Source organism: Hymenobacter actinosclerus (assembly GCF_900111515.1).
In the GTDB taxonomy this organism is placed as follows: domain Bacteria; phylum Bacteroidota; class Bacteroidia; order Cytophagales; family Hymenobacteraceae; genus Hymenobacter; species Hymenobacter actinosclerus.
This window is the reverse complement of the sequence record NZ_FOHS01000002.1, coordinates 172208-192260: the sequence shown is the minus strand read 5'-3', so window position 1 is coordinate 192260 and position 20053 is coordinate 172208. Positions and strand designations below refer to the sequence as shown.

Annotated in this window: 16 protein-coding genes and 1 pseudogene; 7 read left to right on the top strand and 10 right to left on the bottom strand. The window is 63.1% G+C overall.

Annotation, left to right across the window (positions count from 1 at the left end):
* Window positions 1-112 precede the first annotated feature (112 nt).
* Together BMY67_RS07190 and BMY67_RS07185 are read left to right on the top strand one after the other, a co-directional pair.
* Window positions 113-475: a hypothetical protein gene (locus tag BMY67_RS07190; protein WP_092769970.1), complete on the top strand. Its 363-nt coding sequence runs from the start codon at window positions 113-115 to the stop codon at window positions 473-475.
* Between the two features lie 178 nt (window positions 476-653).
* Window positions 654-1073 (top strand): hypothetical protein, encoded by a 420-nt coding sequence (locus BMY67_RS07185; RefSeq protein WP_092769968.1) that lies wholly within the window; start codon window positions 654-656, stop codon window positions 1071-1073.
* A gap of 130 nt (window positions 1074-1203) precedes the next feature.
* On the opposite strand, the gene BMY67_RS07180 is transcribed toward BMY67_RS07185, so the two are convergent.
* The gene (locus BMY67_RS07180) at window positions 1204-3393 is read right to left on the bottom strand and encodes a glutamine synthetase III family protein (protein ID WP_092769966.1); all 2190 of its coding nucleotides are present in this window, start codon (window positions 3391-3393) and stop codon (window positions 1204-1206) included.
* Window positions 3394-3699: 306 nt separating this feature from the next.
* On the opposite strand from BMY67_RS07180, the gene BMY67_RS07175 reads away from it, so the two are divergent.
* On the top strand, window positions 3700-5565 hold the full coding sequence (locus BMY67_RS07175; protein ID WP_092769964.1) for an LTA synthase family protein: 1866 nt from the start codon (window positions 3700-3702) through the stop codon (window positions 5563-5565).
* Between the two features lie 190 nt (window positions 5566-5755).
* On the opposite strand, the gene BMY67_RS07170 is transcribed toward BMY67_RS07175, so the two are convergent.
* A complete protein-coding gene (locus BMY67_RS07170) occupies window positions 5756-6376 on the bottom strand; it encodes a hypothetical protein (RefSeq protein WP_092769962.1) in 621 nt (206 codons plus the stop codon).
* 138 nt (window positions 6377-6514) lie between these two features.
* Between BMY67_RS07170 and mtaB the strand changes: the two genes are divergently transcribed.
* Window positions 6515-7858: a tRNA (N(6)-L-threonylcarbamoyladenosine(37)-C(2))-methylthiotransferase MtaB gene (gene mtaB / locus BMY67_RS07165; protein WP_092769960.1), complete on the top strand. Its 1344-nt coding sequence runs from the start codon at window positions 6515-6517 to the stop codon at window positions 7856-7858.
* Between the two features lie 181 nt (window positions 7859-8039).
* Window positions 8040-9119, top strand: a pseudogene (locus BMY67_RS19595) (aldo/keto reductase).
* A gap of 209 nt (window positions 9120-9328) precedes the next feature.
* Here the strand turns inward: BMY67_RS19595 and BMY67_RS07155 are convergent.
* From BMY67_RS07155 to BMY67_RS07145, 3 genes are all read right to left on the bottom strand, one after another.
* On the bottom strand, window positions 9329-10240 hold the full coding sequence (locus BMY67_RS07155) for a helix-turn-helix domain-containing protein (RefSeq protein ID WP_245744938.1): 912 nt from the start codon (window positions 10238-10240) through the stop codon (window positions 9329-9331).
* A 142-nt stretch (window positions 10241-10382) separates the two neighbouring features.
* The gene (locus BMY67_RS07150; RefSeq protein ID WP_143069726.1) at window positions 10383-10958 is read right to left on the bottom strand and encodes a hypothetical protein; all 576 of its coding nucleotides are present in this window, start codon (window positions 10956-10958) and stop codon (window positions 10383-10385) included.
* A gap of 188 nt (window positions 10959-11146) precedes the next feature.
* A complete protein-coding gene (locus tag BMY67_RS07145; RefSeq protein WP_092769954.1) occupies window positions 11147-12385 on the bottom strand; it encodes an ABC transporter permease in 1239 nt (412 codons plus the stop codon).
* Between the two features lie 253 nt (window positions 12386-12638).
* Here BMY67_RS07145 and BMY67_RS07140 point away from each other — a divergent pair, with 253 nt between their 5' ends.
* Window positions 12639-13916, top strand: coding sequence for an asparagine synthetase B (locus BMY67_RS07140; protein WP_092769952.1), 1278 nt, complete (start codon window positions 12639-12641; stop codon window positions 13914-13916).
* Between the two features lie 88 nt (window positions 13917-14004).
* On the opposite strand, the gene BMY67_RS07135 is transcribed toward BMY67_RS07140, so the two are convergent.
* The 5 genes from BMY67_RS07135 to lpxK form a co-directional block, all read right to left on the bottom strand.
* Entirely contained in the window at window positions 14005-14784 is a 780-nt protein-coding gene (locus BMY67_RS07135; protein ID WP_092769950.1) for a DUF4261 domain-containing protein, read from the bottom strand.
* 64 nt (window positions 14785-14848) lie between these two features.
* Window positions 14849-15316: a hypothetical protein gene (locus BMY67_RS07130; protein WP_092769948.1), complete on the bottom strand. Its 468-nt coding sequence runs from the start codon at window positions 15314-15316 to the stop codon at window positions 14849-14851.
* A 105-nt stretch (window positions 15317-15421) separates the two neighbouring features.
* Entirely contained in the window at window positions 15422-16012 is a 591-nt protein-coding gene (gene miaE / locus BMY67_RS07125; RefSeq protein WP_092769946.1) for a MiaE family protein, read from the bottom strand.
* Window positions 16013-16088: 76 nt separating this feature from the next.
* The gene (locus BMY67_RS07120) at window positions 16089-18071 is read right to left on the bottom strand and encodes a putative porin (protein ID WP_177189734.1); all 1983 of its coding nucleotides are present in this window, start codon (window positions 18069-18071) and stop codon (window positions 16089-16091) included.
* Window positions 18064-19146, bottom strand: coding sequence for a tetraacyldisaccharide 4'-kinase (gene lpxK / locus BMY67_RS07115; protein WP_092769942.1), 1083 nt, complete (start codon window positions 19144-19146; stop codon window positions 18064-18066). The genes BMY67_RS07120 and lpxK overlap by 8 nt, the downstream gene beginning before the upstream one ends.
* Before the next feature lie 199 nt (window positions 19147-19345).
* On the opposite strand from lpxK, the gene BMY67_RS07110 reads away from it, so the two are divergent.
* Window positions 19346-20026, top strand: coding sequence for a uracil-DNA glycosylase family protein (locus tag BMY67_RS07110; RefSeq protein WP_092769940.1), 681 nt, complete (start codon window positions 19346-19348; stop codon window positions 20024-20026).
* The last annotated feature ends 27 nt before the right edge of the window (window positions 20027-20053 follow it).

The following is a 20053-nucleotide window of genomic DNA, read 5'->3' as shown; positions in this document are numbered from 1 at the left end:
TAAACCGGATTAAAGGGCAGATAATTCCGGGTAGAAATTTTATTTTTTTTTCTCCTTTTCGATGCCCCTGCGGGAAATCCGAACGCCGAAACCGGGTCGTAAGTGGGCCCACATGAAAGATACTGCTGCCCTGGCCGCGGACGGAACGACCCGGTTTCCGCCCGCCCGAACCGCCCTGCGGGAACTGTACCGCACCGTGCGCCACCTGCCCTCTTCCGACCCCTATACCCCCGCCCGCCTAGCCCGCATTGCCGACCAGGCCGAATACCTGCTCGACACCTGGCCCCCCGATCAATGGCCCGCGGGCCTGCACTCGGGCCAGCCGCTGCCGGCCCGCGCTGTGCTGCTGGGCTGGGTGGCCGCCGCCCGCCGCGACATCGGCCACGCCGGCACGACTCCCGGCACCAGCTGGCCCTATCCGCAGTGGCACCGCATTACCACCACCCTGCTGGCCGCGCTGGTACCCTTTGCCTGAGCCGGCGCCGCTGCTTTCTGCCTGAAGCCGCCGGGTGGCCGGCGGCGGCGGTAGTTGAAACCCAACGGCGCTTTATTGCGGCTAAGCATCAGCGCCTAAGTGGCCGGCATTTGGCGGGCTGGTACTATTTCCGCATTTTTGAGGAACTGGCCCTCCCTACGGTCCTGCTCCCCGCTCCATGACACAAGAACTCACCAACGGCTTCGGCAAAGTGTACCTCACCATTGCCTACGACCCGGCCAACGAGTGGGTGTACAACAACTGGGTGGGCTACCAGACCTATGCCGGCATTGTGGCCGGGGCCGACGCCTGCCTGACGCCCCTGCGCGAGCACGCCTGCCCCTACCTGCTCAACGACAACCGCGAGGTTATCGGCCCCTGGGACCACGCCGTGGAGTGGATTGTAACCGACTGGGCCCCGCGGGCCATCAGCCAGGGCCTCACCCACTTCGCCCACGTCGTCAGCCCCGAGGCGCTGGCCGCCATTTCGGCCGAGGCCATGCACATCGGCATTAGCGGCCGGCTCCAGATGAAGATGTTCGGGGATGTGGACGAGGCCCGGGCCTGGCTGCGGCAGGCGCAGCGGGAAACGGCGTGAGCTGTAAGCAATATTCCGCAGGTTTAGCCTACCTCCACAAAAAAAGCCGCATCCCCCGGATGCGGCCTTTCTAAGATCGGGGCGCGGAGAAAAATTCCCACCCAACTCCGGCCCGACTCCAGCCCTGGTGTTAGTGCAGGAACAACAGTTCGCGATACTTTACCAGGGGCCAGTCCTCATCGTCCACCATCAGCTCCAGCTTGTCGGCCGAGCGGCGGATGGTGTCGAAATGCACTTTTACCGTGTCGCAGTAAGCAATGGCCTGCTCGCGGCTGTCGGTAATTTTGTTGGCCGCTTTGCGGGCGTTTACCATCTCCTCCACCTGGGTTTTGATGATGGATACGTGCCGCGAAATGGCCTTGATGGTGTTCATAGTGACATTGGTGTACTCGTCGTCGAGGCCGAGCTCGCGCAGGCCGCGCACGTTGCTGACGAGCTTGGTCTGGTAGGCTACGGCCGTCGGGATGATGTGGTTGAGGGCCAAATCGCCCATTACCCGGCCTTCAATCTGGATTTTCTTGATGTAGTCTTCCAGCACAATCTCGTGGCGGGCGTGCAGCTCGACGGGCGAATATATGTGGTGGCGCGCAAACAACGCGGCCGACTCGGGCGTCACGATGGCGTCGAGGGCCTGGGGCGTGGTGGGCACGTTGCTCAGGCCCCGGGCCGCGGCTTCCTCCTTCCACTCGTCGGAGTAGCCGTTGCCCTCGAACCGGATGGCCTTGGAGCTGATCACGTACTCGCGCAGCACCTCCACAATGGCCACCTCCTTCTTGCGCCCGTCGGCAATCAGCTGATCGACGGAAGCCTTGAACTCGACGAGCTGGTCGGCCACGATGGTGTTGAGCGTGGTGACGGCCGACGAGCTGTTGGCCGACGAGCCCACGGCCCGGAACTCGAACTTGTTGCCGGTGAAGGCGAAGGGCGAGGTGCGGTTGCGGTCGGTGTTGTCGAGCAGAATGGCCGGAATCTTATCGATGCCGAGCTTGAGGTAGATGTTGTCGCCCTTATCAAGCGGCACCTTGGCCGTGCGCTCCAGCTCGTTCATCACCGAATCGAGCATCGAGCCCACGAACACCGACATGATGGCCGGCGGGGCCTCGTTGGCGCCCAGGCGGTGGTCGTTGCTGGCCGAGGCGATGCTGGCGCGCAACAAGTCGGCGTGGCGGTGCACGGCCTTGATGGTGGTGATGAAGAAAGCCAGGAACTGCAGGTTTTCCTTGGGCCGGCGGCCGGGGGCGAGCAGATTCACGCCGGTATCGGTGCTCAGGGCCCAGTTGTTGTGCTTGCCCGAGCCGTTCACGCCGGCAAAGGGCTTCTCGTGCAGCAGCACTTTAAAGTCGTGCTTGTCGGCCACGCGGGCCATCACGTCCATCAGCAGCTGGTTGTGGTCGACGGCCAGGTTGGCCTCCTCGAAGGTGGGGGCGCACTCGAACTGGTGGGGCGCTACCTCGTTGTGGCGGGTGCGCAGCGGAATGCCCAGCTTGTTGGCTTCCTCCTCGTAGTCGAGCATGTAGGCGTGCACCCGGGCCGGAATCGAGCCGAAGTAGTGGTCGTCGAGCTGCTGGCCCTTGGCCGAGGAGTGGCCGAACAGGGTGCGGCCGGTCAGCATCAGGTCGGGGCGGGCGGCGTACAGGGCCTTATCCACCAGGAAATATTCCTGCTCGATACCCAGCGTGGTGGTCACGCGGGCCACGTCCTTGTCGAAGTAGTGGCACACGTCGAGGGCGGCTTTTTCGAGCACATCGAGCGACTTGAGCAGCGGGGCCTTGTAGTCGAGCGCCTCGCCCGTATAGGCCACGAAAATGGTGGGGATGCACAGGGTTTTGGCCCCGCCGGTTTCGATGAGGAAAGCGGGCGAGGTGGGGTCCCAGGCGGTGTAGCCGCGGGCCTCGAACGTGTTGCGGATGCCGCCGTTGGGGAAGCTGGACGCGTCGGGCTCCTGCTGCACCAAGGCCGAGCCCTTGAAGTTTTCGACCGGCCGGCCGTCGGAATTGAGGTCGAAGAACGAGTCGTGCTTCTCGGCCGTGGCGCCCGTCAGGGGCTGGAACCAGTGGGTGTAGTGGGTGGCACCCTTGGCCATGGCCCAGGTTTTCATGGCCGAGGCCACGGCGTCGGCCACGTTGCGCTCCACCGGAGTGCCCTGCTTGACGGCGGCCTGCAGCTTTTTGAAATAGTCGCCGGGCATGGTGGCGCGCATGGCCTCCAGGTTGAAGACGTTGCGGCCGAAGCTGTCGGAGCGCCGTTCCCCGGTGTTCACGACGGTCAGCGGCTGGCGCTTGGTAACTTGCTCAAGGGCTTTGAAACGGAGAATGGCCATCGGGGGCAGAGGGGTTAGGCAGAAAGTGTAGGCAGCAGGCGCCGCTAAGGGCAGCGTGCCATTAGCAGGCTCAAATATACAAGCCGGCTTCAGGAAATTAATCAACGCCCCCTAATTTTTACCCTGATTTTATATAAAACTGCTTATCTGGCATCGATACCCCCTTCTATTCACACCCTGTTTACCCATATAATCAGTTATTTTCACCGAGGGCCACTGCTTTTGCAAGGGCATCCAAAAAACATAGCCGTATCCTGCCGGGCCGCCCGAATGAGGCATCGGGGCCGGGGCTTTACCTTTGCGGATGTGAAAAGCCGCTTCGCGTTTCAGCCGCGCTACTTTCTGTTCTGGCTGCTGTATTTCGGGCTGGTTAGGGCCCTGTTTCTGGTCTACTACCTGCCCCGCACGTCGGCGCTGCCCGCCGGCACGGTGCCGCGCATCTTCGGCCACGCGCTACGGCTCGACGCCTCGGCGGCGGCCTACCTGTGCCTGGCGCCGTTTCTGCTGTTTGTGGTGGGCTGCCTGCTGGGGCCGCGGTTCGGGCTGGCGCGGGGCCTGCGCGGCCTCACGGCGGTACTGGTGGCGCTGGTGGCCCTGCTCACGGTGGCCGATCTGGCCCTGTACGGCCCCTGGGGCTTCCGGCTCGATGCCACGCCGCTGCAGTACCTGCGCACGCCGGGCGAGGCGGCGGCTTCAGCCACTCCGGGTTTGCTGGGGCTGGGACTGGGTTTGTGGCTGGCGCTGCTGGGCGCGGGCTGGGGCCTCTATAAAGGAGTGGTGGGCCGCCTGCCTGACCTGCCGGCGGGCTTTGGGCGGGGCCGCGCCGCGTTGGCGGGGCTGCTGTACCTGGCGCTGCTGGTGGTGCCGCTGCGCGGGGGTCTGCAGCAGATTCCCATCAACCAGGGCGACGTATACTTCTCGCCGGTGCCGTTTGCCAACCACGCGGCCATCAACGTGCCCTGGAACGTGCTCAACTCGCTGTTTCTGCAGAACAGCACCCGCAACCCCTACCAGTTCCTGCCCGACACCACGGCCGCCCGCCTCACCGCCAGCCTCTACCAAACCGCCGGCCCCGATACGGTGCGGCTGCTACGCCCCGGCTTGCGCCAGCCCAACGTGCTGTTTATCATCCTGGAGAGCTTCACCGGCAAGCTGGTGGGCCACCTGGGCGGCGAGCCGGGCGTTACGCCCACCCTCGACAGCCTGAGCCGCACCGGCGTGGCTTTCCGCAACGTGTTTGCGGCCGGCGACCGGAGCCAGAAGGGCCTCGTGGCGCTGCTCTCGGGCTACCCCAACCAGCCGGCCACCAGCATCATCAAGTACCCGCGCAAAACCGAGCAGCTGCCCCACCTGGCCCGGGTGTTGAGGGAGCAGGGCTACTCCACGGCCTACTACCACGGCGGCGAGCTGGCCTTCGCCAACATGAAAAGCTACCTCGTCACGGCCGGCTACCAGCGCTTCACCGAGCGGGCCGATTTCCGGGCCCAGGACCAGAACGCCAAATGGGGCGCCCACGACCACGTGCTGTTTGCCAGAATGCTCCAGGAGCTGGCCGGCCAGCCCCAGCCGTTCTTCGTCACGGCCTTCACCCTGAGCAGCCACGAGCCCTTTGATGTGCCCATGCGCACCCGGTTCGCGGGCTCCAACGAGGCCAGCCAGTTCCGCAACTCGGTGTACTACACCGACCACGTGCTGGGCCAGTTTCTGCAAAGCGCCCGCCAGCAGCCCTGGTGGGCCAACACGCTGGTAGTGCTGGTAGCCGACCACGGCCACCCCCAGCCCGGCAGCTCGCCCGTGCACGACCCGGCCAAGTTCCGCATCCCGCTGCTGCTCACCGGCGGCGCGCTGGCCCCCGCCGCCCGGGGCCGCCAAGTGCTCACCTACGGCTCCCAAACCGACGTAGCCGCCACGCTGTTGCACCAGTTGAACCTACCCGCCACCAATTTCCCCTGGAGCCGCGACCTGCTGGCCCCCGCCCCCCCCGCCTGGCCCGGCGGCGCCGCCTTCTACTCCTTCACCGACGGCTTTGGCGTCGCTACTCCTGCCGGCACGGTGACGTATGACAACGTGGCCCGCCGCGTTATTGAGCATGATTCGGCCGTTTCCCGGCAGCAGCTGCGCTTCGGGCAAGCGTATGAGCAGGCGTCGTTCGGGGATTTCTTGGGGAAGTGAGGGAGCGGTTGGTGGAGTAAAAGCCAGGGTATGAATAGACCGGGGCTCGTTTTCGGCTGGCGGTGTGATGGGCAGATGTGTTTTTTTCTATGCTTTTCGCTAGCCTACCGGATGGGGAGCACACACAATATTCACCCCGTCCCTTCCCATAAAAACGGAAGGAGTCCTATCTATAGGACTCCTTCCGTTTTTACAGCTTCTCTGCAGCTCGTTTTACACGTAGCTCTTTGTCCCTTTGCTCTTTCTCTTTCAGAGGGATGCTAGATATTATAACATCAAAGTCATCTTCATCAATGGGTATCGATAGCAAAGCCGTGGCTTTATTTCCATGCCAATAGAAGTGCCCATCCATTTCATCCTCCGTTAACTCTTGCTCGAAAGGCATTCCGTATGCTTGTGTAAGCACCTTTAATACTTCATCTGCATTAGACGAGCCAGCAGCAGAAAATAGAATGTCAGAGAGTTGCCCTCTGTAGAAGCAATAAAAAACTTGCTTCAAATGAGCATTGCCTAGAACTTTGTTTTCGTTGAGCTTCGTGTAAACCGCTTTACCACCTCTATTAGCCACAAACTTCAGCCCCTTCACTTGGGCAAGTGGAGTCTCGAAGCGCAGACCTCGAAAGCCATAGCGCTTATCTAGTTCTGTTGAGAAACCAGGCATTGTGCTGCTACTGACAGCAGTATCAACTGTGGTGATTTCAAAGAGCGAAGTATCGGTTAAGAACTTAGGCTTCTCTGAGGTAGACGAATCTTGAGCATGACCGGCAGTAGCGCAAAATAGAAGCAGAGCAAAAGGGTACAGGTATTTCATAAGTTATGATTGAGTCAGAACATAAGATTCTCCATAAAGCAGGCTAGCCAAAAATACACATTCCTACGCCTATCCTCCAAGTATGCCGCCCTACTGCCGGAAGCTGGCCGCTTCCGCCGTATCTTTGCGGTCTTGCTTATGGATATGGAAACCAAGAAAGTTGCCTTTTACACGCTGGGCTGCAAGCTCAACTTCTCCGAGACTTCCGCCATCGGGCGGCAGTTTGAGGAGGCGGGCTTCGTGAAAACCGCCTTCGAGGACGCGGCCGACATCTACGTTATCAATACCTGCTCCGTCACGGACCACGCCGACCGCAAGTGCCGGAAGGTGGTGAAGGAGGCCCTCAAGCATAACCCCGCGGCCTTCGTGGCCATCGTGGGCTGTTACGCCCAGCTCAAGCCCCAGGAAATTGCCAGCATCCCCGGCGTGCACGCCGTGCTGGGGGCCGCCGAGAAATTCCAGCTCGTCGAAACCCTGGCCGGCTTCACGCGGCCCGCCGCCGGCGAGCCGGGCCGGGTGTTCGCCTCGCCCATTGCGGAAGCCACCGAGTTCCACGCCGCCCACTCCTACGGCGACCGGACCCGTACCTTTTTAAAGGTGCAGGACGGCTGCGACTACTCCTGCTCGTTCTGCACGATTCCGCTGGCCCGCGGGGCCAGCCGCTCGGGCTCGGTGCAGAGCGTGGTGGAGCGCGTGGAGAAGCTGGCCGAAACCGGCGTCAAGGAAATCGTGCTCACCGGCGTCAACCTCGGCGACTTTGGTGTGCAAGGCTCGGAGCGCGAGCGGCCGGAGAATTTCTATGACCTCGTGCGGGCGCTGGATGAGGTGGCCGGCATCGAGCGGTTCCGCATCAGCTCCTGCGAGCCTAACCTGCTGTCCGACGAAATTATCCGCTTCGTGGCCCAGGCTAAGCGGTTTATGCCCCACTTTCATATTCCGCTGCAGTCGGGCTCCAACAAGATCTTGGGCCAGATGCGCCGCCGCTACCGCCGCGAGCTGTACCAGGAGCGCGTAGCACTTATTAAGCAGGTAATGCCCCACGCCTGCATCGGCGTCGATGTAATCGTGGGCTTCCCCGGCGAAACCGAGGCCGATTTTCTGGAAACCTACCAATTTCTGAATGAGCTCGATGTGAGCTACCTGCACGTATTTCCGTATTCGGAGCGGGCCAACACGCTGGCGCCCACCCTGCCCGGCCGCGTGCAGGACCGCCACCGCCACGAGCGCACCACCCAGCTGCGCAGCCTCTCGGAGAAGAAAAAGCGCTTTTTCTACGAGCAGCACGCGAGCCTCGAAACCCAGGTGCTGTTCGAAGACGACGTCACCAACGGCCAGATGGAAGGCTTCACGCCCAACTACATCCGCGTAGTAGCCAAATACGACCCGCTGCTGGTGGGCGAGCTGAAGCCCCTGCGCCTGACCACCGTGAACCCGGCCGGCCTGATGGAAGCCGAGGAAATGGGCGTGGAGGTGTTCGGGTAACCTGCTTTATTATAAGTAACTGAAATTTCCGGCGCGGAGCAATCGGCAGACAGGGCCGGTTGTTTCGCGCCGTTGTTTTGTGCGCTAGAAGCGGCGGTTTGTGTACGCTCCGGCCGGGGTCTGCACCCGACCTTTGCCTTATCAAAGCCCAAACGACGCATTCAACCACTACCCTACCGCCATGCCCCTCACCGACTACCGTACCCTGGGCCGTTCGGGCCTGATTGTCAGCCCTCTTTCGCTGGGCACCATGACGTTTGGCACCCCTGGCTGGGGGTCGTCCGATGAAGATTCGGCCACCATTTTCAATGAGTACACAAATACCGGCGGCAATTTCATCGACACCGCCGACGTGTACGCCGGGGGCCGGAGTGAGGAACTGCTGGGCGGCTACATCGGCCAGCGCAAGCTGCGCAACGAGCTGGTGCTGGCCACCAAATTCGGCTTCGGCGGCTCGCCCGACAACTTCGGGGCCAACACGGGCCGGCCCAACCCTCATAACGGGGGCAACGGCCGCAAGCACATCTACCAGGCCCTGGAAGGCTCGTTGCGCCGCCTGGGCACCGACTACATCGACCTGTACTGGCTGCACGTGTGAGACGCCGTGACGCCGGCCGAGGAGGTGCTGCAAACGCTGGGCGACCTGGTGCGGGCCGGCAAAATCCGCTATTTCGGCTTTTCCGACATGCCGGCCTGGTTCACCACCAAAGCCGCCACGCTGGCCCAGGCCCACGGCGTGCCCGGCCCGATTGCCATGCAGCTGGAATACTCGCTGGTCGAGCGCACCCTGGAGCGCGAATACCGGCCGCTGGCCCGCGAGTTCGGGCTGAGCCTGATGCCCTGGAGCCCGCTGGCCGGGGGCTTTCTGGCCGGCAAATACGCGCGCGAGAATCCTCAGGCCGACGGCGCGGGCCGCCTGGCCGGCAGTAACCCCTTTGGCAACACCAAGTTTACGGACCAGAACTGGGCTATTTTGGAAGTACTACGCACGGTGGCGCAGGAGCAGAACCGCCCGCTGGCGCAGGTGGCCCTGGCCTGGGTGGCGGCGCAGCCCGGCGTCAGCGCCCCCGTTATCGGGGCCCGCCGCCCGGCCCAGCTGCACGACAACCTCGCCGCGCTGGAAATCCGCTTCACGCCTGCGCAACTGGAGCAGCTAACCCAGGCCAGCGCCCCCGCGCCTACCTTTCCTTACCCCATTTTCGAGCCCGCCATCAACCGCCAGGCCGTTTTCGGCGGGGCCAGTGTGCGGGGCTGGCAGTAGTCGGGTTAGAACTTAAGCCGAACGGCCGCAGCGCGAAACTTCACCTTTGCATATTATCACTGATTTCCAGATGATTATATACATATCTACGCGAAGCCGGAGCTTCGCGCTGCAAGCTTAAGCCTTCCATTTCCGTGTCAGCTTCTGTTCGGTAGAGGTGCTTCGACAAGCGGACGCGAGCTATGGTAAGTAGTGTGCCGGAAGCTAGCTTACTGCAGCGAGAAGCGAAATTGGGCGGGCGTCAGGCCGGTCTTCTGTTTGAAAAGCCGGCTGAAATACTGGGGATAGGCGAAGCCGAGCCGGAAAGCGGCTTCTTTGACGGTGAGCGAGGTGCTCAGCAGTAGCAGCTTCGCCTGCTCGATAAGGGCGTGGTGGATATGCTGCTGGGTGTTTTGGCCAGTGAGCGTGCGCAACATGTCGCTCAGGTAGGCCGGCGACACGTGCAGCGCATCGGCGAAGTGCTGCACGGTGGGCAGTGGCTGCTCTTCGGCAGCCGTGAAGTAGGCCGTGAGCAGCGCCTCAAACCGGCTCAGCAAATCATGCTCGGCCGGGCGGCGGGTCAGGAACTGGCGGTGGTAAAAGCGGTTGGCGTAGCTGAGCAGCACTTCCAGCTGGCTCACCAGCACGTCCTGGCTGAAGGCATCGGTGGGGCTCTCGATTTCCTGGCGAAGGCCGCTGAGCAGGGTTTCGAGCAGAGCTTCTTCGCGGGCCGAAAGATGCAGGGCCTCGTGGACCTGGTAGGAAAAGAAGCCGTAGCCGTGAATCTTCTGGCCCAGCGGCTGCCGCCGGAGCAGGTCGGCATGAAAGACCAGCATCCAGCCGCTGACCTCGGACGCGGCCAACGCGGCATCGGCCCGGAAGACCTGCCCGGGGGCGGAAAACCCCATTACGCCCTCCCGAAAATCAAAAATCTGGTGGCCGTAGTAGAGCGGGCCATCCAGGTTGCGCTTCAAAAACACGGTGTAGAGCTGGAGCACCACTGGTTGCAGCCATTGGGCCGGCGGGGGCGCAACGCGGGTTTCGCCCAGGCTGACGAGCGTAAGCAGCGGATGCGCCGGGGCGGGCAACCCGTAGAAGCGGGTATATTCGGTAACCGTGGCCAATACATGGAAGTCCTGCATAGACATTGCCGGCTGAATGACGGCTCCAAAGGTCGGGGCCGGTAGCTGGTTGGCAAGTATACAAATTGCCCTTTCTGCCGCACAAAATGCCAGCTAACGCAACTGGCTCCCGGCAAAGGCTGGCTGCAACGCGCCGCCGCTACTACGCCAACTGCCGCTGCATCAGGTCCATCATCTGCTGCATCATCCGCTGCTGGTCCTGCAGGTGCTGGTTGCGCAATTCGGCCATGGCCAGCTGGTGGGCCATTTGCTGAGTATAAAGGGCCGTCTGCCAGCTGGCATCAGGTGCGGCGGTAGGCACTGGGGCAGCGGCGGTAGACACTGGGGCAGGCTGGGGCGCGGCAACCGGCACGACTGGGGCTTCTACGGGCGCGGGCGCAACGGGAGCCGGCGCGGCAACCGGGGCTGCCAGCGGCGGAGCTTCCGTGGAGGCCGCTGTTGAAGCAGGGGCCGCAGTTGCGGCCGGTTTCTCGGTTCGTGGCTCCGGCGCGGCGGTGAGGGCCGGAGCGGTGGGCTGAGGTACTGGTTCCGCGGGGGCTTCGGGCGTAGCCGTAGCAGCTTCGGCTTCGTCGGTCAGCATCGGCTCGCGGCCTTCCAGCAGCCAGTCTTTTGACACATTTGGGTACACCTCAAACACCTTGCACAACAGGTCGAAACCGGGCTTATTCCGCTCGTCTACCAAGTGCTGAATAACAGTAGCCGTCTTGTCCAGCGACATGGCAAAGGCATTTTTCGATAAGCCCAAATGGTTTATCAACTGGGTAAAACGTTGTCCGACCGTTGTTTGGGCTGCCATAGCTGAAAGCTGTTGTTTGATTGCGGCGGCAATATAGCACCAAATGAAAAAGCCGGCTGCTTTCCGAAGAAAACAGCCGGCTTGGCGTCAGTTCAACCGATCCTTCTCTCCTACTCAAACCGCAAACTCTCAATCGGGTCGAGGGCGGCGGCTTTGCTGGCGGGGTAGTAGCCCGAGGCCAGGCCCACGGTGATGCAGATAATCAGGCCCACGCTCATCCAGAGCCAGGGAATAATAAAACCGCCGCTGCCCACCAGCAGCGACACGGCGTTGCCGATGCCCACGCCCAGCAGGATGCCCAGCGAGCCGCCCAGCACGCAAATCACGATGGCCTCGATGAGGAACTGCTGGCGGATGAGCAGCGCCGTGGCGCCCATGGCCTTGCGCACCCCAATCTCGCGGGTGCGCTCGGTTACCGACACCATCATAATATTCATGAGCGCAATACTGGCCCCGAGCAGGGTGATGAAGCCCACCAGAAAGCCGCCGATGCGCAGGTTGCCCGACAGCGCGTCGAGCTTGCCGGCCAGCGAGTCGGAGCGCTCCACCTCGAAGCTGTCGGGCTGGCCCAGCTGGTCCTGGCGCACGGCGCGCATAATGCCGGTGGCCTCGCCTGTGAGGTAGTTGAGCTGGCTGGCGTCGGTGGTGGCCGTTTTGATGTCGTAGGTGAGGGCGCGCTGCCGGGGCAGCTGGTTGCCCGTTTCCAGCGGTACGAGCATGAGCCGGTCGGCCCCGCCGCCGCCCATGCTGCTGCCGCTTTTCTCCAGCTCGCCCACCACCTGAAACCGGCGGCCCAGCATGTACACGTACTGGTTGATGGGGCTCTGCTTGGGAAAGAGTTTGTCCTTGATTTCGGAGCCCACGATTACTACGTTGCTGCCGTTATCGAGCTCGGTGGGCGAGAAGCCCCGGCCGGCCTTGAGGTTGTAGCTCTGGATGAGCAGGTAGTTTTCGTCGCCGGCTACCACCTGCATGTTGGGGTTGGTTTTCTCGCCGTTGGCCTTCACCTCGGTGGCCCCGGCCACGAAGGCCGAAATGCCCACCTTGGCCTCATCGCCCAGCTGCTCCTTGTACTGGCGGGCCTGCAGATAGGTGATGGCCGGGTAGGTTTTGGCCTGCACGCCGCCCCGCCGGCCGCCATTGTTGTAGCCTTTAGCTTCAATTTCGAAGGAGTTGGCCCCCAAGCTGGCAAACGTGGAGTTGAGCGAGGCCTTAATGGCATCGATGGCCGTGAGGATACCCACCAGCGACATAATGCCGATGCTCACGATAAGCGCCGTGAGAACCGTGCGCAGCAGATTGCTGCTAATGGAACGAAACGCCTCCTTAATGTTTTCCAGCAGGTGCATGGTGTTGAGCTGTTAGCGTATAGCGGTTGGCGGGTAGCTTTCGTTCTGACTGGCAGAATTTGAGCGGCAGCGCGCTGATTGATTGAATGCGCGGGCGGGCTGCTGAGCTTTTGAAAACTGTTTTCCGGGGCTCTTTCCGCCAGTCGGCCCTGGCAGGGCGCACGTGCAAGGTAGCGCGTTTGGCCCGAAACTCCGCCCCGATTTGCTACCTTTCGCCGGGCCGGCGCTGCGGGCCCGTTCTTAGTTGTTTGCCATGAAAAATCTTCGTCTGCTGAGTTTGCTGCTGGTACTGGCCGCCGCGCTGGCCGGGCCGCTGGCGGCCCGGGCCAACCATATTCTCATCCCGATGGATAAAAGCCAGAAGGACCACCTGAAGGCCTACGGCGCCGCCTACTGGCTGCTGGGCCGGCAGGTAGAGGTGGACTGGCTGCTCAACTACCGCGGCGGGGCCTTCGCCTTCGATGTGGTGCCGGGGGCCGAAAACGAGCTGGCCGTGCGGGGCGTGAGCTACCAGGTGATTTCGGAGGCCCAGTACACCGGCATCCTCTCCGAAATAGCCGATGCCAACGCCAACATGGACGTGATGAAGCTGGAGAAGGTGCCCAAAATTGCGGTGTACACGCCCAAGGGCAAAATGCCCTGGGACGATGCCGTGACGCTGGTACTCACCTACGCCGAAATCCCCTTCACCCCCATCTACGACGACGAGGTGCTGCGCGGCGAGCTGCCCAAGTACGACTGGCTGCACCTGCACCACGAGGACTTTACGGGCCAGTACGGCAAGTTCTACGCCACCTACCGCGCCCGCCCCTGGTACCAGCAGCAGCAGCGCGACGCCGAGGCCGCGGCCAAGCGCAACGGCTTTGCCAAAGTCAGCCAGATGAAGGGCGCGGTAACCGTGAAAATGCAGGAGTTTATTGCCGGCGGCGGCTTTATGTTCGCCATGTGCTCGGCCACCGACTCGTACGACATTGCCCTGGCCGGCCTGGGCGTAGACCTGGTGGAAAGCATGTACGACGGCGACCCGGCCGACCCGCAGGCCCAAAGCAAGCTCAACTTCAACCGCACGCTGGCCTTCCAGAACTTCCAGCTGCGCATGAACCCCTACGAGTACGAGTACTCCAACATCGACATGGACCCGCGCGAGCGGGGCGTGTACGAGGACAACGACTACTTCGCCCTGTTCAACTTCTCGGCCAAGTACGACCCGGTACCCACCATGCTCACCCAGAACCATGAGCGCACCATTAAGGGCTTTATGGGCCAGACTACGGCTTTCCGCCAGGGCCTGGTGAAGCCCGATGTGGTGGTAATGGGCGAAAACAAGGCCTCGGGCGAGGTGCGCTACATGCACGGCACACTGGGCAAAGGCACCTGGACCTTCTATGGCGGCCACGACCCCGAAGACTACCAGCACATGGTGGAGGAAGAGCCCACCGACCTGAGCCTGCACCCCAACTCACCCGGCTACCGGCTCATTCTCAACAACATCCTGTTCCCGGCTGCTAAAAAGAAGAAGCAGAAGACGTGATGGCGGGAAGTGAGAAGTGAGAAGTGAGAAACCGTCCGGAATCGGCCGGGCCAGGTGGCCCGGATTGCAGTCCGGGCCACCTGGCCGCTTAGTCGGCTTCCAGTTCGATTACTGTGCGCGCGGGCGCTACGCCGGCCTGCTCGTAGTAGCAGTGCCACTTCGCTTCGGGGGTGAGGCCCTGGATGGTGTTGCCATCCTCGATGACGGGGCCATTTTCGAACAGGTAATAGGCGTAGCTCGTCAGTTGGCCCGCGACCTGCCCGGGGTCGAGGTCGGCGAAGCGGAGTTGGAAATCCGGCAGGCCCAGCGCGTGCAGGCCCAGCGTATCCATGAGCATTTCCTGCGCGTCGCTGTCGGCAATGTTGTAGAAGCGCACGTTCAGCAGGCCGCTGAGCGCCTCTGCTCCCCGGGCCAGATAAGCCTGCGGGTCGAGCAGTTTCTGGCTGCTCGGGAAGTACAGCACCTGCGGCCGCAGAACCGGAAGCAGCGCATCCAGCACCTTATTCAACAGCGTTACCCGCTCCAGGTGGGGCAGGGCGCGGGTCATGAAATCGGTCAGGATGATTTCGTACTGGCAGGTTGCCAGCGTGGCTCCGACTTCCGGCCAGTGCCAGCTCTGCTGCCGGGCCGGGGTCAGCTGTTCGCCCTGGCTCAGCGGCGCAACAGCCGTCAGCATAACGGAAGTGGGCACCGACTGAGCATCTGCGAAGCTGGCCGCATAGGTAGGAAAGAAGAATACCTGGCCGCTGTCGGGGGTATCAACCGGGCCGACGGACTGCCGCAACGCTTCGGCCAGCGCAGCCTGATTTACTTCGGGCCGGGCGGCAAAAAACAGCCGGACCGGCAATAGCTCGGGTTGGTTTTCCATAGATGTACCAAGCGCCTGCAAGGCGTAATACCAGCTGCTAAAGGCTCTTGCCGAGCACCCCCGCCTACTTCTCCAGCCGCATGAACTGCTGCACGAGGTCGGGTAGGTCGTCGGTTTTTTCGGGGTCGAGCGGCATCGTCAGGTCGACCAGCACGGGCTGGCCCTTGGCTACGCCGAACACGATGTACTGGTAAGCCATGCCGCCCGACTCGGTCGGATAGGCCAGGCGCGTGCCCTGGGCCGGTGGGCCGTCGAGCAGCGTGCACGTGAAGGGCGTTACCTCCACGTTCTTGCGCTTCTTCTTGGCCAGGCGCAGGTGCTCGGGCGGATAAGTGCGCATCACGCTGTAGTCGAGGTACATCCAGGCCAGCTGGTAGGCCGGCCCGGTTACCTCGTTGCTCGACACAGCGGTGTAGCCGTTTTCGAGCGGCAGATTGAGGCCGCAGAAGTTGAGGGTGGGGCCAGCCGGCGCCTGGGCCAGGCCAGCAAAAGGCAGCGCCAGCAGCAGCGCAAAAAATAGCAGACTCTTCATGGGTAATTCTTGGACAGGCCAGGCAAAACAAAATGCGCAGGGCCTAATCTACAAAGTACCCGCACAGAAGGCAAATTTTTTAGCCCAACAGCCCCCGTGGCTCGACTAATGCATCCGGTCGTCGCGCACGGGCAGGCTCGTAATGATTTCTCCCTCAATGCGCAGCAGCTCCTGAAAGCGCGCATCCACCTCTTGCGGATCGGCATATTCCTTGGCCAGTTCCACGTAGCTCACGAAGTGGCCGGCTTCGGAAGCCATCAGCTCGTAGTAGAACTGGCTCAGGCCGGGGTCGGCAATGTGTTTCCAGAGCAGCTTGAACCGCTCGCAGCTGCGGGCCTCAATGAGCGCACTCACCAGCAGCTGGTCCATGAGCTGCCGCTCGCGGGGGCCGCCCTTGCGCACGTGAGCCAGCAGGGCCACCACGTACTCGTCGCGGCGCGGGCGGCCCAGCGCGAAGCCGCGCTGGCGCAGCTCCTGCATCACCCGGCCAAAATGCTCCCATTCCTCGGCCACCAGGGCCGTCAGCTCCTCTACCAGCCGGGTTTTCTCGGGGTATTTGAGGATGAGCGAAATGCCGGTGCTGGCCGCTTTCTGCTCGCAGTAGGCGTGGTCAACCAGAATATCTTCGAGGTTTTTGCTGGCAATATCCACCCACCGCGGATCGGTGTTGAGCTTGAGCTTGAGGATGGTTTTCATTTTAGGTTTTAGGGCTTAGGGGCTTAGGCGTTAGCTTTTTTTGGGACAAAGGTACTGTCGCCTAAGTACCTAAGCCCTAATTGAAGAACTGCCAGCGCAGGCCGAATTCGAGGCGACGGGGCAGGGCGGCGTAGTAGGGCGCGGTGAAGTAGCCGTTCTGGGGGGCAAACTGGTTGAGATAGGCCATTTTAAGGAATACGCCCACCGTTTTAATGTCGGCATTCACAAACACGTCGGCCACCGGCACGTTGCGGATGGTGAAGTGGTCCTGCACGAAGAACTGCTGGGTGCTGGGGCTGTAGTCGTAGGCCTGCCAGCGCGACTGGAAGTAGCCCTGCACGCCCACCTGGCCGAACAGCGCCTTTTTGAACAGGTAGCCCTGGTAATACACCCGCCCCTCGCCCACTACGGCCGGAATCCGCAGGGCCGGGTTATCGGCGTTGGCGCCGGCCGTATACGTGGCCTGCGTCTCGAAAAACACCTTACCTACGCTGCCCCGGTAGTGGCCCATCAAGCTACCAATCACGTACTTGTCATCGGCCTGACGGGGGCCGCGCAGGTGCCGCTCGTCGGCGCTGGTGCCGTAGTAGATGTAGTTGTTCAGAAGTGCCCCGGTGCCCACCACCTCCACAAAATGCACGCCCAGCTGCTGGGCGGCCCGCACCCGCAGCTGCTGCACCTGCACGTTTTTGAAGTCGTTTTTCCACTCGAAATGGTTGCCAAAAAACTGCTGCTCCGTGAGCGTGGGGGCCACGCTGGTCAGCAGCAGCTCGCCACTCAGCGGGCCCAGCCGGGCCAGGCCACTGAGCCAGTATTCCAATTTGAGCGGATCCTTTACGTCGGGCTTGATTTCACCGGCCGTTTCGATGGCGAACTGCCGGTACTGGAACGCCGCCGTACCGCCCGCAAACAGCTGCGAGCCAGTTTGCCGGCCCAACGTATCTTTTACCACCGGGGGCGCTCCGAAAGCCGAGCGCGTTTCGAGCGAATAGTAGCGGTAACGACCATACAGCCGGTAACTTACCCGCTGGCTCTGCCCCATCACGCCCACGGTGTTTTCGAGCTGCCGGAATTCGGCCCGGTCGTCGGTGGTGGCCGTACTGAGCCGGTTGATGGGGTAAAATGGGTTGCGCACGCCATTGGGCGACGGCTGCTCGTCGACGTACTTGTTGAGTTGCCGGCTCCACTCAATAAGGTGATATGCCGTGAGGCCCCGGCCCAGCAGTTGGTAGCTGTGCAGCAGCCGCAGCCGGTCGCGCGAGTCGCGGTTTTTGGCATTGGTCAGGTTCACTTCCTCGCGCTGGTAGTCGAAGAGCTGGCTCAGGTCGAACTTGGAGCCCGGCTGGCCGTCGTTGATGGTATCGGTGGCCAGGGGTTTGATACCGCCCTGCTCGGCCACCGTGTGCCGGGCCGTGGCAAAGTGGCCCATGGCGCGGTAGCGGTTGTTGGGCGACTCGTAGCGGGCAAAGAACACAAAGTTGTTGTGCTCGACCTGGCCGGTTTTGGTGTTGTTGACGGCAATGGCCTTGTTGGCCCCGAACCGCTCATAATTGAAGCCCACATTGAAGTGCTTTTTGAGGCTGCGGGCGTAGCCCAGCTCGAACACCTGCTCGTAGGGGTTGCCCTGGAAAAAGCGAAAAAACGTGTAGGGCGAGCGGGTATCGTAGTAGTTCACGTCTTCGGGGCCGCGGGCATACTGGTCGAAAACGGTGCGGCCCAGGCGGGCGCCCAGCTGGCGGTTGGCCTCCCAGAGCAGCGGCCGCGAGGCCGCCCCGAAGTAGCCCAGCGTCTGCTGAAACGTGGTGTCGTGGGTCCAGTAGCGGTTCTGAGGCAGGCGCGTGAGCGTCGAGTCCACCACCCGGCCCACAGTGTCGCCGCGCAGCAGGTCGCGCTCCTTCAATACGAAGGTGGTGTGCGCCCCGTAGCGGTTACGGGTCGAGTCATCCAGAATCTGGGCACGACCGGCCCGCGGGCTCAGCAGGCCCAGCCCCAGCAGGGCCGCCAGCAGCAGCCCGCGCAACGGCGTTTTATACAAGAACAGCAACGGGAAATCAGCCAACGGCGGGAAGCGGAAAGTACGGGCCAAGCAGGGAAGCCAGCCGGGCCTCCCCGTCGGCGAGGAACCGGACGGTAATGGGAATGTAAAATACGGGCAAATCGGCCACACTTGCCGCCAGCGCGGGCTCCTGCAGGCGGGCCGCATCCTTCTGGGTGGTCAGAACGCGCTGGCCCGGCTGGCATTGTGCGGCCAGGGCGGCAATTTCGGCGGGCGTAAAGGCGTGGTGGTCGGCGAAGCGGGCATGGTGCGCTACGCGGTAGCCGGCCGCCGCCAGGTGCACCAGCAGCGGGCCGGGCTGGGCAATGCCGGTCAGCAGCACTACCTCGCCCCCACTCCCCGGCGCGCACGCCCCGCCGGCGGCCGCCGTACCCGGCACGGGCACCGGCGGGCCGTACTCGTAGGCCGAAAACAGCACCGGCACTTCGGGCCGGGCGTAGCGGCGCACCTGCGCGGTAATGGCGGCGCGGGCGGCCTCGCTCAGGTCGGGGGCGCACTTGGTGATGATGACGGCATCGGCGCGGGCAGCCCCGGCCCGGCTTTCGCGCAGGCGGCCGGCGGGCAGCACAAAATCGGTGTAAAATGGCCGCTGCTGCTCGCTGAGCAGGATATTAATGGCCGGCCGCACCCGGCGGTGCTGGTAGGCATCGTCGAGCACCACAGCCGTTAGCCGGGGCATTTCGGCCAGCAGCTGCCGGATGCCGGCCACCCGGTTTTCGCTCACGGCCACCGGCACGGCGCCGCCAAACTGCCCGAACTGCTGCCAGGGCTCATCACCCACCGTAGCGGCCGAGTCGAGGGCCGTGGCGAGCCGGTAGCCGCGGGTGCGGCGGCCGTAGCCCCGGCTGAGCAGGGCCGGCTGCTGCCCGCGCGCCCGCAGCCACTCCACCAGCCAGGCCACATGGGGCGTTTTGCCGGTGCCGCCCACCCGCAGGTTGCCCACGCTGATAACGGGCAGCCCGGCAAAGGCCACGCTGCGCTTCCAGCCCCGGTCGTAGAGCCAGTTGCGCCCCGCCAGCACGGCCGCGTAAAGCCAGCTGAAGGGCAGCAGCAGGAGCTTGGGTAGGTTGAAAGTCAAAAGTCAGAGGGCAAATCCGGAGGACACAACGGCCGTTGGCGGCGCAACGGACGCGCCGGCCGCCACAAAAGTAGCGGGTTGGGGCGGGTTGGCCGGCAGCTTTGCATGGGAAAGTCACCTTTACTCCAGCGGGGCCGTAGTTCTATTTCCTCTGCGCTTCCGCGCCCACCCGCCCCAACCCGTACTCCCACATCCGCCCATGTCCTTTGCCAACCGCCTGACCCACCTGCTGCACGACTTTCCGCTGCCTCCGCTTCTGCCCGAGGCCGTGACGGCGCATAGCCCCTACCAGGAGCCGGGTCCGCAGGGGCTGTTTACGGAGTTTGCCCGCCGCTACTACGGCGGCAACCAGCCGCGGGTGGCGGTGCTGGGCATCAACCCCGGCCGGCTGGGCAACGGCCGCACCGGCGTGGCCTTCACCGACGGCCCGGCCCTCACGGCCTGGGGCCTGGCCCACGAGCTGCCGACGCGCCGCGAGCCGTCGAGCGAGTTTATGCAGGCCGTGGTGGAGGCCTGGGGCGGGCCGGGGCCGTTCTACCAGCAGTTCTACGTAGGCTCGCTCTACCCGCTGGTGCTGCTGCGCGACGGCCGCAACTACAATTTCTACGACTCGCCGGCCGTCACGGCCGCGCTCTGGCCCACCATGCAGGCGCACCTGCAGCAGCTGGTGACGGAGGTGGGCGTAGTGCGGCAAGCGGCCGTGTGCCTGGGCCGGCGCAACGCCAGGTTCTTCCAGCGCCTCAACGACGAGCTGGGGCTTTTTGAGCAGATTTACGTGCTCGACCACCCGCGCTACCTCATGCAGTACCAGCGCCGCCGCCTGCCCGAAAACGTGGCCCACTACGTGGAAGTCCTGGCCCAGGCCGCCGGCTTGGCCTAAGTTTGGACAGATGTGGGTGGTGCCACG

What these genes read in the sequence shown, in the direction of transcription:
- BMY67_RS07190 (WP_092769970.1), top strand. Translation starts at nt 113, where the DNA reads ATGAAAGATACTGCTGCCCTGGCCGCGGACGGAACGACCCGGTTTCCG.
- BMY67_RS07185 (WP_092769968.1), top strand. Translation starts at nt 654, where the DNA reads ATGACACAAGAACTCACCAACGGCTTCGGCAAAGTGTACCTCACCATT.
- BMY67_RS07180 (WP_092769966.1), bottom strand. Translation starts at nt 3,393, where the DNA reads ATGGCCATTCTCCGTTTCAAAGCCCTTGAGCAAGTTACCAAGCGCCAG.
- BMY67_RS07170 (WP_092769962.1), bottom strand. Translation starts at nt 6,376, where the DNA reads ATGAAATACCTGTACCCTTTTGCTCTGCTTCTATTTTGCGCTACTGCC.
- mtaB (WP_092769960.1), top strand. Translation starts at nt 6,515, where the DNA reads ATGGATATGGAAACCAAGAAAGTTGCCTTTTACACGCTGGGCTGCAAG.
- BMY67_RS07155 (WP_245744938.1), bottom strand. Translation starts at nt 10,240, where the DNA reads ATGCAGGACTTCCATGTATTGGCCACGGTTACCGAATATACCCGCTTC.
- BMY67_RS07150 (WP_143069726.1), bottom strand. Translation starts at nt 10,958, where the DNA reads ATGTCGCTGGACAAGACGGCTACTGTTATTCAGCACTTGGTAGACGAG.
- BMY67_RS07145 (WP_092769954.1), bottom strand. Translation starts at nt 12,385, where the DNA reads ATGCACCTGCTGGAAAACATTAAGGAGGCGTTTCGTTCCATTAGCAGC.
- BMY67_RS07140 (WP_092769952.1), top strand. Translation starts at nt 12,639, where the DNA reads ATGAAAAATCTTCGTCTGCTGAGTTTGCTGCTGGTACTGGCCGCCGCG.
- BMY67_RS07135 (WP_092769950.1), bottom strand. Translation starts at nt 14,784, where the DNA reads ATGGAAAACCAACCCGAGCTATTGCCGGTCCGGCTGTTTTTTGCCGCC.
- BMY67_RS07130 (WP_092769948.1), bottom strand. Translation starts at nt 15,316, where the DNA reads ATGAAGAGTCTGCTATTTTTTGCGCTGCTGCTGGCGCTGCCTTTTGCT.
- miaE (WP_092769946.1), bottom strand. Translation starts at nt 16,012, where the DNA reads ATGAAAACCATCCTCAAGCTCAAGCTCAACACCGATCCGCGGTGGGTG.
- BMY67_RS07110 (WP_092769940.1), top strand. Translation starts at nt 19,346, where the DNA reads ATGTCCTTTGCCAACCGCCTGACCCACCTGCTGCACGACTTTCCGCTG.